This is a genomic window from Rhizobium sp. 16-488-2b (assembly GCF_017741815.1).
Taxonomy (GTDB): domain Bacteria; phylum Pseudomonadota; class Alphaproteobacteria; order Rhizobiales; family Rhizobiaceae; genus Rhizobium.
The window spans coordinates 338,578-350,529 of the sequence record NZ_JAGHMF010000003.1 but is presented as its reverse complement, the minus strand read 5'-3'; the positions used below and the strand labels follow the sequence as shown (position 1 = coordinate 350,529).

Sequence of the window (11,952 nt, the reverse complement as noted above, 5' to 3'; positions counted from 1 at the left end):
GGCAGATGTATATTGAATAATTTTCAATTCTGGAAATAGTAACCGCCGGACGGGAGAGCAACGCGTGGTGAAGCCGATCATTGGTCGAAGGACGAGTGCCCCCTGGCGCCAGGAACGACACCGTTTGACCACGATCGTGCTCGGCGTGCTGCTGCTCATGCTGGGCGCCGTGATCCTTTTCGCCTGGGTGCGGCAGATCGAGCCTCTTCTTTTCCTGATCCCGGATTCGCCGGCGATGGCGATCAACACGGCGATCTGCTTCTGCCTCACCGGGATAGCGCTCGTCATCTCGGTCTATACAAGCGCAAACGCGCGGCTCGCCGCTTTCCTGCTGTTTTCGCTTGCCGCCGCGATGAGCGGGGTCCGGCTGATCGAGCTGACATTCGTCGGACGGCAGCCGCAGATCATGGAGCGCTTTCTCGCCGGCATTCTCGTCGATCCGGCATTCTTTGGCCGCATCGGCGGCGGCATGGCGCTCAATACCGCCGTGGTCATGTTCTTCTCCAACCTCGCTCTGGCGCTGACCCCACCGGACCAGAAGGGCAAGGCGCGGCTGTTCGAGGAGCTTGTCGGCTATGTGGTGATCGGCCTCGGCATCGCGGCCCTAGCCGGATACGCGATGCATACCGAGCACATCTATCGCTGGGGATCGAACATCGGCATGGCGGTGCACACCGCGGCCGGCGTGACGCTGCTCGGCTCGGCGATGCTGGTGCGGTCCTGGTGGCTGCAGCCGGATCATCATGGCGGCATGCCCGTCTGGCTGCCGGGTGCGCTGTGCTTCATCGGGCTGATGATCGATCTCTACACCCCGCTCGGGGTGGTGAACGGCATGATCTATGTGCCGCTGATCCTGACCTCGCTGTGGTTCAACAGCCGCACGGCGCCGTTCAACCTGGCCTTCGTCTGCTCCATTCTGATCCTGCTCGGTTTTCTCGCCGTCGACCGGCATGGTGAAGGCTATGGCTACGAAGCGACGAACCGCGCCATCACCGTCGGCATGCTCTGGCTGGTGGCGACCTTCGTGTTCTTCTTCCAGCGCAAGAGCGACAGCCTCGATGCCGAGCGAATCCGTTTCGACACGGTGACCCGCAATACGCCGAACGCGATCGTCGCCATGGACCCGCAGGGCAAGATTTCGCTGTTCAATCCGGCAGCCGAGGAGATGTTCGGCCGGACATCGAAGGAAGCGATCGGAGAGAGCGTCCATATCCTGCTGCCGGAGACCTTCCATGCGGGCCTCGACGACTATTTCCGGCGATCGCTGCTGTTGAGCGAGGAAGGCGGGACCGGGACGACGGGTACGATCTCGGGCATCCGGCGCAATGGTGAGACATTCCCGCTCGATGTGTCGCTCAGCGCCTTCCGTACCGGGACAACGGTCACCTTCGTCGCCATTCTGCGCGACATCAGCCTGCGGGTGCAGCAGGAGGAACAGCTGCGGACGATGTTCCGCCAGCTTCAGGCCTACACAGCCGATCTGGAGCGCAGCAATTCCGATCTCGACGAGTTCGCCTATATCGCCTCGCATGACCTGAAGGAGCCGCTGCGCGGAATGCACAACCATTCCCGCTTTCTGCTCGAGGATTACGAGACGGTGCTCGACGAGGACGGCGTGCGCCGCATCAACCGCATTGTCCGGCTTAGCCAGCGCATGGAGAAGCTGGTCAACGACCTGCTCTATTTCTCGCGCATCGGGCGCCAGCAGCTGGCGGTGAAACGCACCGATGTTAATGCGATCGTCAAGGACGTGGTCTCGACCATGGAGCTTTATCTGGAAGAGCGGCGGGCGAAGGTGCTGGTCGAAGGCCAGCTTCCCGATGTCGTCTGCGATTCGCTGCGGCTGACCGAGGTCTACCGCAACCTGATCACCAATGCCGTGAAATACAACGACAAGGCCGAGCCGGTCGTGACCGTCGGTCACGTCGGCGAGTTTACCGGCGAAGACGGGCGCCGGACGAGCGACGTCTATTTCGTGCGCGATAATGGCAAGGGCATTCCTCGCGAGTTTCACGAGGATATCTTCCGCATCTTCAAGCGGCTGGAAAAGACGCAGGAATCGGACGACGGCACCGGCGCCGGGCTGACCTTCGTGCGCAAGATCATCGGCCGTCACGAGGGCGACGTCTGGTTGGAGTCAGAGGTTGGCCAGGGCACAACCTTCTATTTTACATTGGGTCACAAGCGCGAGGGGCAGCATGCAGCACCGTGAATCACAGCCGATCCTGATCGTCGAAGACAGCGAGGACGATTACGAAGCAACGATCCGCGCCTTCAAGCGCGCCAAGCTCAAGAACCCGGTGCAATGGGCGCCATCGGGCCAGCAGGCGCTTGATCTGCTGGCGACGATGGAAACACGGCCGGGCCTCATCCTGCTCGACCTCAACATGCCGGGGCTCGATGGCCGCAAGACGCTGGAGGCGATCAAGTCCAACCCGGCCTGGCGGAAAATCCCGGTGGTGATCCTGACCACATCTGACGACGAGCGCGATATCGAGGGCTGCTACGCGCTCGGCGCCAACACCTATGTCCAGAAGCCTGTCGATCTCGACGGTCTGTTCGCGGCGATCCAGAGGCTGAAGGAATACTGGTTCGAGATCGCCATATTGCCTCTGGAGGGGTGATCATGGCCGAGGGCAGCGCGGTACTGGTTATCGACGACAATATCGACGACCGCGAAGTTTACCGGCGGATGCTGGCACGCGCGCCGGGCGCGAACTATGTGGTCTACGAGGCTGAAAACGGCGACGAGGGCATAGCGCTCAACGCGCAGAAGCGGCCGGATTGCGTGTTGCTCGACTACTCGCTGCCGGGCCGCGACGGCGTCGGTGTGCTCGAGGAGATATTGAAGCTCGACCCCTCCGCCAACGTGATCATGCTGACTGGCCAGGGCAGCGAGACGATCGCCGTCGAAGTGATGAAGGGCGGCGCGCGGGATTATCTCACCAAGGACACGCTTTCGCCGGAGACGCTGCACCGCTGCATCCAGAGCGCCATCATGCATGGCGATCTCGCGGCCAAGCTGGAGCAGAAGCAGCAATCACTCGAGATTTTCACCCGCGCCATGGCCCACGACCTGAAGGAGCCGCTGCGGACGATCAAGTCGTTCAGCAGGCTGCTGCAGGCATCGCCCTCGCTCGCGCATGACGATCACGACCTGCTCGGCTACGTGCTCAGCGCGGCCGACCACATGGAGGAGCTGATCGTCAAGGTGTCGGGCTTCTCGAAGCTCGAGGCCTCCGGCGATCTCGAGGCCAAGCCGGTCTCGCTGTCGGCGATCGTCGACCAGGTGGAGCGCAATCTGCGCGAACAGATCAGCAGCCGTGGCGCCGAGATCGAGCGCGGCCCCTTGCCCCAGGTGATGGGCGACGGGACGCTTCTGGTGCAGATGCTGCAGAACATCATCTCCAACGCCATCAAATATTGCGAGGACGAGGTGCCGCGCGTGCGGATCTCGGCACAAGGCGAAGGCATGCTCTGCCGGATCGCCGTCAGCGACAACGGGCCCGGCATCGCTCGTGATCATCGCGAACTGATCTTCCAGCCGTTCAAGCGGCTGGTCGGGCGCGGCATCGAGGGAACGGGGCTCGGGCTGGCGATTTGCCGTCGGATTGCGCAGCTGCATGGCGGCGCCATCTGGTGCGAGGATGCCGATGGTGGTGGGGGCACCACCTTCATCATGGAGCTGCCGCTGGCCTTGAGTGAGGCGGACAAGGCGCCGGCCGACGCGGCAAGCCCACGGCAAGAAGAGCAGCGCGCTGATAGGATCGGCCGGGTGGCCGAGGTTCTGCTGGTCGAAGACAGTCCGGCAGATGTTCAGCTTCTGAAGATCAAGCTGATGAAGCGGGAGAAGGTGACGTTCAACCTGCATCTCGCTTCGAACGGCCTTGAGGCGATGCGGCTTCTGCAGGAGCGGGCAACCGGTGGTCACGATCCTTTGATCGACCTCATCCTGCTCGATATCAACATGCCGATCATGGACGGGTTCGAGGTTCTTGAGGCGCTTTCGCGCGACGCGCGGCTGAAGACGATACCGGCCTTCATCCTAAGCACATCAAGCGATGAGGACGACATGGAGCGTGCCAGAAGGCTTGGCGCGCGGGCCTACATGATCAAGCCGCCGACGCGGCAGCAGCTGGAACTTGCGCTGCGGGATGTTCAGACTTTGGATTTGCAGCCTTGCGGAGATGCCCTAATTCTTTATGGAGAGCAAACAAGGCACCAAGCAAACGCAACGATATGACTGTTATCCTCACCTTCATCTCCGCGCTCCTTCTGTACCCAATGCAATCCGGGCTCCCCTCAATGGCTTCAGGCATACATCACATCACGCTGCTGACCCGAAAGGTGCAGGCGAACGTCGACTTCTATGCCGGCTTTCTCGGCATGCGGCTTGTCAAACAGACGGCCGGTTTCGAAGACGCGACGCAGTTGCACCTCTTCTATGGTGACGCGGAAGCTACGCCGGGCTCGCTCGTGACATTCCTTGTCTGGGAAGATGGCGCGCCTGGCCGGGCCGGGTTCGGGCAACTGAGCGAACTGGCGTTGGCGATCGACCCTTCCAGCATCGGCTATTGGCTGACGCGGGCGATGAGCTTCGGCGTCCGCACGGAAGGTCCGGCCGACGAATTCGGCGAGCCGGTGCTGCGCCTGAAGGATCCGGACAACATCATCGTCAAGCTTGCCGGCACGCCGGCGCTGAAATCGCCTGCTCCCTGGCATGGCGCCGGCATTCCGGTCGAGCACGCCGTGCAGCGCGTGCGCGGAACGACGATGCTGACCGAGGAGCCGGAAAAGAGCCGGGCCTTCGTCGAGAGCCACTTCGGCTATCGCTTCCAGGAAAACCGCGGCAATATCGACCGGCTGGTCTCGCAGTCCGGCGATATCGTCGACATCAGGAACGCCAAGGGCTTCTGGTCGAGCGCGCCCGGAACCGGCACCTTCGACCACGTCGCCTTCCGCGCAGAGGACGACGCGGCGCTGTCGAAGGTTCATGATGCGCTGAAGAGCGAGGGTGCAAGCGCGTCTGATATCAACGTGCACGACCGCAAGTATTTCCGCTCGCTCTATGTGCGCGAGCCGGGCGGCACGCTAATCGAGCTTGCGACCGACAAGCCGGGCATGACCGTGGATGAGCCGGCGGCGACGCTTGGCGAAAAGCTGTTCGTGCCGAAGGACCCGATTACCGATCTCAAGGACCTGAAGGTGGTTCTGCCGCAGTTTTCGATGCCGGGTGAGCCCCGGATCAATTATCGCGAACTGCCCTTCGTGCACCGTTTCTATACGCCGCCGAACCCTGACGGCACGGTTCTGGTGCTGCTGCACGGTTCGGGTGGCAACGAGACGACGCTGATGCCGCTGCTGCACAAGGTGGCGCCGCGCGCGACGCTGCTCGGCGTGCGCGGGCGCGCGACGGAGGAAGGCATTCCGCGCTGGTACAAGCGCATCACGCCGTTTTCCTTCGACCAGCAGGACATTAAGAACGAGGCGGAGGCTTTCGCCGCCTTCATCGACGGCGCGGTGAAATCCTACGGGCTCGATCCGAAGAAGCTCGTTTATGTCGGCTATTCCAACGGCGCCAATCTCCTGAACTCGCTTCTCTACCTGCACCCGAACCTCGTTCACAAAGCGGTACTGCTGCGCTCCATGCCCGTGCTCAGCGAATTTCCGCATGCGGACCTGAAGGGCACAGATCTGCTTGTCATCAGCGGCAAGACGGACGCCTATGGGAAGTATGCGAGCGACCTCGAAACGCGGCTGAAGACATCTGGCGCAACCGTCGATTCGACCGTCATCCCGACGGGGCACCTGCTTGGCGATGACGATGTTCCGGTCATTCAGAAGTGGCTGACGCACGAGGAGTAGCGCGTCAGCGGGCTCGCCAGCGGAGCTTCATCCACCGGCCGCCAGGACACACCCGCTGGTCGTATTCTGCAATTTCTACTCGGACCTGTCGCATTCTTCCAAGTCATGCGGCGGGTTTTTCTCTGGTAAAAACGTCCGATCCGGCCGGTTTTCTTGGTCGATATTGGTCCGGCGAGAACAGCTGTCTTTTACCTCTCGCCTATTTCGCCAGTGCGAAGAAGCGCAATGCGGCCACGAGAAAACGACGTAAGCAACGCTATTGCACTTCTATATATTTTTATATTCACAATGCTTAAATTGGATATATTTCGATAATAATCAGAAGCAAGCAAACAGAATTGCGACTTTGTGAATATTAAATAAACACGAATTATTACAATTACTTTTCTTCATTCCAGAAATAATATCGCATTAATATCACCCTCCTGCGATTAATAATATACCAGCAAGAAATCACCACATTGTTTTGGTTTTTCAGCAAACTGTATTGGTTTGCTGCAACGCAAAATGTTTCTTGCCGAGGTTGGGGGAGCGCCCTACCCTTCCCCCGACATCGACTGCAGAAGGGAACCCGAATGCCTCCTCAGCCCGTGGACATCAGCCTGATCATCTCGTCGAGAAATCGGGCTTATGGACTGACGAACTGCCTGGATGCCGTATCGAATGCCGCGCGCCAGGCCAGCGATCTGAACCTGGAACTCGTCTTCGTCGACAATGGTTCCACCGACAACACGTCCGCGATCGTCAGCGAATGGGCGAAGACCGCGCCGATCAGCACCAATCTCGTCTACGAAGCGAAGCCCGGTCTTTCGGTTGCGCGCAATAGCGGGCTGGCTGCCGCCACGGGCCGGATCATCGCTTTCACGGATGACGACTGTGAAGTGTTTGCCGATTACTTCACGGTGATTGCAGCACTCTTTGCCGCCGACACCGACATCGTCATGCGCGGCGGCCGCATCGAGCTTGGCGACGCGCGCGATCTGCCTGTCACGATCAAGCCCGAGCTTGAGCCTGCCGTGCTGACGAGCGAGCTGCATGCCGGCGGGTTCATCCATGGCGCCAACATGGCATTTCCGCGCGCGCTGATCGACAAGGTAGGCCTGTTCGACACGCGCTTTGGCGCCGGCTCACCCTTCCGCTCCGGCGAGGACACAGATTACGTGCACCGCGCCTTCAATTCCGGCATCCGCGTCGAATACATTCCGGATTTCGCGGTGAAGCACTTCCACGGGCGCCGGGAACTCGGCGACGTGAAGAAGCTGCAGAGCGGCTATGCCTTCGGCAACGGCGCGCTCTACGCCAAATACCTCTTCGACCGTCGCTCGAACATGCGCGGCATGCTGCGCTGGGACATTCGCCAGGCAGTGCTGGAGGCAATGGGCCGCCGCAAGCTCAGCGATGAGCTAGGGCTGACCTATCGCAGCCAGCTCAGAGACAATTTCACCGGCATGGTCGCCTATTGGCGCGGCCAGAAAACGGGTCGGGCCGCTTGAGCGGTCCCGAGCCCCGGAAGCATTGCGCCTCAGCGCCCAATCGATTGGATACTGAATGACAGATACGGCAATTGGCCACGCCGAGCTGAAGAAGAAGACCGCGCTTTCCGTCCTCTGGTCGGTCATCCGCGTGGCGTGGAGCACGGTTGCGACCTTCGTGATCTTCGTCATTCTCGCCCGCATTCTCGGCCCCGGCGATTTCGGCACCTTCGCGCTCGCGAGCCTGTTCGTCGAGATCGGCAGGGTGCTTGCCTATGCCGGCCTGGGTGACGCGGTGACGCGGCAGCTCGATCTGGACGAGGAGCTGGCCGATACTGCCTTCTGGGCAACCATTGCCTTCAGCGCCATCGTCGCCGCTGTCGTCTTCGTCTTCGCGCCCTATTACGGCGATCTCGTCCGCGACCCGAAAGTCGCCGAAATCCTGCGCTGGCTGGCGCCGTTGCTGCCGGTGTCGTCGCTCGCCGTCATCCACAATGCACGGCTGGCACGCGAGTTCGGCCACAAGAACCTCGCGGCCCAGGCAATCGCCGCCAGCCTGCTGTCCGGCATCACCGCCGTCGCCTGCGCCTTCATGGGCTGGGGCGTGTGGGCGCTGGTCGCCCAGACCGCCGTCAATGCCGTGGTCACGGTGCTGCTCGGCTGGGTCGCCTATCCCTGGATGCCGAAATTCCGCTTCAACGTGCCGCTGTTCCGCTCGGTCTTCCTGTTCAGCATCAGCCTTGTCGTCACGCAGCTGATGTGGATGCTGCTTGCCCGCGTGCAGGACATCTTCATTTCGCGCTGGTACGGCCCGGTCGAAGTCGGCCGTTACCGTATTGCCTGGCGGTTGATCGAGCTGATCGGACAGGCGGTGCTGGCGCCGATCGGCAGTGTCGCGCTGGTGACGCTGTCGCGGCTACAGAACGACCGCGTCGCCTTCCGCAATGCCTACAACAAGATTGTCGGCGCCGCCGCACTCGGCACCATTCCGCTGCTGCTCGGCTTCGGCGCTCTGTCGAACGACATGATCGCCATGCTGTTCGGCGACAAGTGGGGCAATGCCGGCGACATCGCCACGGTGCTCGTGCTGATGGCCGTGCCCTTCGTCATGAACTTCTTCGCCTCGTCGGCGCTCTCCGCTGTCAACCGCGCGGAATCGATTCTCTCGGTGGCTGCCCTGCAGCTTGCCGCGACGCTGGTGCTGACCTGGTTGCTCGTGCCCTACGGCGTGGTTGCCGTTGCGGCCGGCTATACGCTGCGCGCCTGGCTGACGCTGCCCTACCAGCAGTATGTGCTGGCGCGCTTCGCCAACATCGATGCGATGAGCACGCTGAAGGCCGTGGCGCTGCCGCTCTTCGGTTCGCTGCTGATGGCCGCCGGCGTCTGGCTCGCACATCCTGTCATCGTTGAGCATGTCCAGAACCGCTGGCTGTCGCTCGGCCTCAGCATCGGCCTCGGCGCGGTGATCTACCTCGCCTTCCTGCCGATCTTCGGCCGGTCGGTCATCCGCCCCTACATCGCGCTTGCAATGTCGCTCAATCCGTTTCGCAAACACGCGCAGGCCTGAGCCCGCGCAATAACTTTCGGACCTCTTGTCCCTAAAACAAGGAGCCTTCAATGGAATCTAACCTGACGATCATCAACCGCCTGCAGGGCGTGATCGAGAAGAACCTGTATGACGTTTTCGACCCGTCGGAGCGTTATGCGCTGCTCGACTTTCCGAACCACTACAATATCGGCGACAGCGCGATCTGGCTGGGCGAGCTTGCATACTTCGACAAGAAGCGCTCGCGCCCGTCCTATGTGACCGAAATCCCGACCTTCGACGAGGACCGCATGCTCGGCGCCATTGGCGACGGCCGGATCTTCCTGCATGGCGGCGGCAATTTCGGGGATATCTGGGCGGGCTACCGCCAGTTCCGCGAGAACATGCTGGAGCGGCACAAGGGACGGCCGATCGTGCAGCTGCCGCAGACCATCCATTTCAAGGATCAGGCCAACGTCGACAGCACGGCGCGCGCCATCGAGAAGCATGGCCAGTTCACGCTCCTGGTGCGCGACAAGAAAAGCCTTGCCTTCGCGCAGCGCTGGTTCCAGTGCGAGACGCGCCTGTGCCCCGACATGGCCTTCTGCATCGGGCCGGTCGCAAAGCCGGTGCCGCAGCATGAACTGCTCTTGAACCTGCGCGAAGACCAGGAAGTCGGCACGCCGCAGGACCTGACGGCGGCGACGCAGCGCCCGGGCACCGTGAAATCGGATTGGCCGGATGAGCCAGCGGATTTCCAGAAGCAGACCAAGCATGCGGCCATCCTCAAGGGCCTGCTCTCGGGCAAGATCGGCGGCCGCGCCCGCATGACGGAACTCGCCTACCGTGAGCGCGCGCAGCAGCGCTTCGATCGCGGCGTGGCGCTCTTGGGCTCGGCTCGACAGGTCATCACCGACCGCATGCACGGGCACATCATGTGCGTGCTGATCGGCGCCGACCATTGCGTGCTCGACAACAGCTACGGCAAGACCAGCAGCTTCATCGAAGCCTGGAACACCTGCAACACGGAGAAGGCGGAGCTGGCGGCGACCGTCGACGAGGCGCTTGATATTCTCGACGCACGCCGCATGCAGAAGCAGGCCGCCGTCGCCTAAGGCAGTTACCCTCGCCGGGCGATCATGATCCCGGCGAGGACCACCAGACCGCCGACGGCCTGCATCGGGCCGATCGGCTCGCTGAGCAGGATCCATGCGAGGATCGCGGCGACGACGGGCTGCAGGAGCAGCGTCAGCGACGAGAAGGCGGCCGGCAGATAGGCCAGCGCATAGGTGATCGCAACCTGCCCGCTGGCGTGGCTGATGAAGGCGAGACCGAAGACCATGGCCCAGCCATAGGCCGTGGTAGGCATGAGATGGCCTTCCACGAAGAAGCCGAACGGAAACAGGCAGACGGCGGCGGAAGCCGTGCTCCAGAGCATGATGCGCACCGTGTCGAAGCGTGTGCGCAGCCTGCCGATGGCGAGAATGTAGAGCGCATAGGCCACTGCCGCCAGAACGGCGCCGCCATCGCCCAGCAGATCGCCCTGGCCGAGTGCCGCCGGACCGCCCTTGAGGATGACGACGCCGACGATCGCCAGCAGCAATCCCGCCACGAACACGCGCGTGACGGCAGCGCCCATGAAGAGCACGCCGATGATGGTGACGAAGACCGGCGCCAGATTGGCGAGCAGCGTCGCACTGGCGACGGATGTGATCGTGATCGACAGATGCCAGGTGATGAGGTCGACGGCGAGAATGACGCCGGGCAGGATGAGCAGGCCGCGATCCATCCAAGTCTCGGGCTTCGGACCGGTGGCGCGACCCTTGATGAGCGAGAAGATGTAGATCGGGAAGAAAGCCAGCGCCACGCGCCAGAAGCCGGTTGCCATCGGCCCCACTTCCGACAGCCGCACGAAGATCGGCGAGCCGCCGATCGCGGCGCCACCGAGGATCAGCGCGGCAAGCGCGAAACGGTGCGAGGGAGCGGACTGCGGGAGGGCGGTGGAGACTTGCGACATGGCGTACCGTGCTTGCGGCGTCGGGTGCGATCGAGCGGCGCCATCATGCACCGCAAGTAGCAGAAGCGGTGGCCTGAGAATAGCCCGGGAACGACAGGCGCGGTCGATATCGTCGCCGGCGTGGCTCGCGCTACACCGGCACCAACGTAAAGGGTCAGCCGGAGATGACCGTCGAGAATTCCGGATTGCCGCGGATGGTGTTGCTGACCGTACAGATCTCGTCTTCAGCGGCGTGGGCGATCTTCTGGCGGGTTTCCTCGTCGATGTCGCCCTTGATGGAGAAGACGATGTTGAAGGTCTTGACCCGCGACAGGCCTTCGGTGGCCTTCTCGCCGGTGACGTCGGCCTTGAGCTCGGTGATGCGATCGAGCACGCCAAGCTGGCTCGCCGCCATGCGGGCGCTCAAGACCAGGCAGGCCGAGAGCGAGGAATAGAGGAGATCGAGCGGGTTGAAACCCGGCTGTGACGGGCTGGTGACGATGTCGATCTCACCGCCCGTGGCGGAGGTGACATGCGGGAAGCCGGTGCGGCCGAGAACGGCGCTGGCGCCAACGGGACGAGTGCGAACCTTTAGGTCTGCCATGAGTTACTCCTCGGAGGTGATTCGTGCCTGTAGATAGGAGCTTCGATTGGCCGGCGCAACGCGCTTTTGACCGCTGATGCAATCGCAATCCACAAAGGCGCGACGCGCTGCAACCAAGGAAGGAAATCGGCATGAAATACCGATTCGGGACACCCTGAGAGGCAAAAGGTCAAGCTGAGTTAGACATCCCCATTTCTAGGGATAGCCCGGCATCAGCCTCGCAATGCAATATGATGTCGCACTAAAACAGAAATGACTATCGGAGTGATCCATGCGAGAACTTGAGACAGTTGCTGTTGCACCCAACGTCGTCCTCGAAAGCGCGCCGTTCGGTTACGTCCGCAAGGTCTATGTCGATGATGAAGCCTGCTGGGGCCTTTTCGACCAGGATGGCGATGTGATCTTCGTCGGCGATGCGCCGATCGACTGCCATTCCTACGCAGCCAAGGAGCATATCCGCGTTCAGGTCGTGCACTGATCCTGCTTCCAC

Annotated in this window: 10 protein-coding genes; 8 read left to right on the top strand and 2 right to left on the bottom strand. The window is 62.0% G+C overall.

What is annotated here, in order from left to right; genetic code table 11:
• The first annotated feature begins 157 nt into the window (after nucleotides 1-157).
• The 7 genes from J5286_RS03340 (at nucleotide 158) to J5286_RS03310 (ending at nucleotide 9,977) form a co-directional block, all read left to right on the top strand.
• On the top strand, nucleotides 158-2,212 hold the full coding sequence (locus J5286_RS03340) for a sensor histidine kinase (RefSeq protein WP_449089934.1): 2,055 nt from the start codon (nucleotides 158-160) through the stop codon (nucleotides 2,210-2,212).
• Nucleotides 2,199-2,624, top strand: coding sequence for a response regulator (locus tag J5286_RS03335; protein ID WP_018898394.1), 426 nt, complete (start codon nucleotides 2,199-2,201; stop codon nucleotides 2,622-2,624). The genes J5286_RS03340 and J5286_RS03335 overlap by 14 nt, the downstream gene beginning before the upstream one ends.
• A 2-nt stretch (nucleotides 2,625-2,626) precedes the next feature.
• Nucleotides 2,627-4,243, top strand: a complete 1,617-nt coding sequence (locus tag J5286_RS03330) for a response regulator (RefSeq protein ID WP_209189140.1) — start codon at nucleotides 2,627-2,629, stop codon at nucleotides 4,241-4,243.
• Between the two features lie 62 nt (nucleotides 4,244-4,305).
• On the top strand, nucleotides 4,306-5,865 hold the full coding sequence (locus J5286_RS03325; protein ID WP_112979841.1) for a VOC family protein: 1,560 nt from the start codon (nucleotides 4,306-4,308) through the stop codon (nucleotides 5,863-5,865).
• 575 nt (nucleotides 5,866-6,440) lie between these two features.
• The gene (locus J5286_RS03320) at nucleotides 6,441-7,358 is read left to right on the top strand and encodes a glycosyltransferase family 2 protein (protein WP_209189139.1); all 918 of its coding nucleotides are present in this window, start codon (nucleotides 6,441-6,443) and stop codon (nucleotides 7,356-7,358) included.
• 55 nt (nucleotides 7,359-7,413) lie between these two features.
• A complete protein-coding gene (locus tag J5286_RS03315; RefSeq protein WP_209189138.1) occupies nucleotides 7,414-8,904 on the top strand; it encodes a lipopolysaccharide biosynthesis protein in 1,491 nt (496 codons plus the stop codon).
• A 50-nt stretch (nucleotides 8,905-8,954) separates the two neighbouring features.
• Nucleotides 8,955-9,977, top strand: coding sequence for a polysaccharide pyruvyl transferase family protein (locus tag J5286_RS03310; protein ID WP_209189137.1), 1,023 nt, complete (start codon nucleotides 8,955-8,957; stop codon nucleotides 9,975-9,977).
• Nucleotides 9,978-9,982: 5 nt separating this feature from the next.
• Here the strand turns inward: J5286_RS03310 and J5286_RS03305 are convergent, their stop codons facing one another.
• Together J5286_RS03305 and J5286_RS03300 are read right to left on the bottom strand one after the other, a co-directional pair.
• The gene (locus J5286_RS03305; RefSeq protein WP_209189136.1) at nucleotides 9,983-10,879 is read right to left on the bottom strand and encodes a DMT family transporter; all 897 of its coding nucleotides are present in this window, start codon (nucleotides 10,877-10,879) and stop codon (nucleotides 9,983-9,985) included.
• A 154-nt stretch (nucleotides 10,880-11,033) separates the two neighbouring features.
• A complete protein-coding gene (locus J5286_RS03300; RefSeq protein ID WP_018898387.1) occupies nucleotides 11,034-11,462 on the bottom strand; it encodes an OsmC family protein in 429 nt (142 codons plus the stop codon).
• A 271-nt stretch (nucleotides 11,463-11,733) separates the two neighbouring features.
• Between J5286_RS03300 and J5286_RS03295 the strand changes: the two genes are divergently transcribed.
• Complete coding sequence (locus J5286_RS03295; protein WP_018898386.1) at nucleotides 11,734-11,940, top strand: hypothetical protein; 207 nt, start codon at nucleotides 11,734-11,736, stop codon at nucleotides 11,938-11,940.
• The last annotated feature ends 12 nt before the right edge of the window (nucleotides 11,941-11,952 follow it).

Excerpts from the sequence above, each read along its gene's own strand:
- J5286_RS03340 (WP_449089934.1), top strand. The coding sequence starts at position 158 with ATGCTGGGCGCCGTGATCCTTTTCGCCTGGGTGCGGCAGATCGAGCCT.
- J5286_RS03335 (WP_018898394.1), top strand. The coding sequence starts at position 2,199 with ATGCAGCACCGTGAATCACAGCCGATCCTGATCGTCGAAGACAGCGAG.
- J5286_RS03330 (WP_209189140.1), top strand. The coding sequence starts at position 2,627 with ATGGCCGAGGGCAGCGCGGTACTGGTTATCGACGACAATATCGACGAC.
- J5286_RS03325 (WP_112979841.1), top strand. The coding sequence starts at position 4,306 with ATGGCTTCAGGCATACATCACATCACGCTGCTGACCCGAAAGGTGCAG.
- J5286_RS03320 (WP_209189139.1), top strand. The coding sequence starts at position 6,441 with ATGCCTCCTCAGCCCGTGGACATCAGCCTGATCATCTCGTCGAGAAAT.
- J5286_RS03315 (WP_209189138.1), top strand. The coding sequence starts at position 7,414 with ATGACAGATACGGCAATTGGCCACGCCGAGCTGAAGAAGAAGACCGCG.
- J5286_RS03310 (WP_209189137.1), top strand. The coding sequence starts at position 8,955 with ATGGAATCTAACCTGACGATCATCAACCGCCTGCAGGGCGTGATCGAG.
- J5286_RS03305 (WP_209189136.1), bottom strand. The coding sequence starts at position 10,879 with ATGTCGCAAGTCTCCACCGCCCTCCCGCAGTCCGCTCCCTCGCACCGT.
- J5286_RS03300 (WP_018898387.1), bottom strand. The coding sequence starts at position 11,462 with ATGGCAGACCTAAAGGTTCGCACTCGTCCCGTTGGCGCCAGCGCCGTT.
- J5286_RS03295 (WP_018898386.1), top strand. The coding sequence starts at position 11,734 with ATGCGAGAACTTGAGACAGTTGCTGTTGCACCCAACGTCGTCCTCGAA.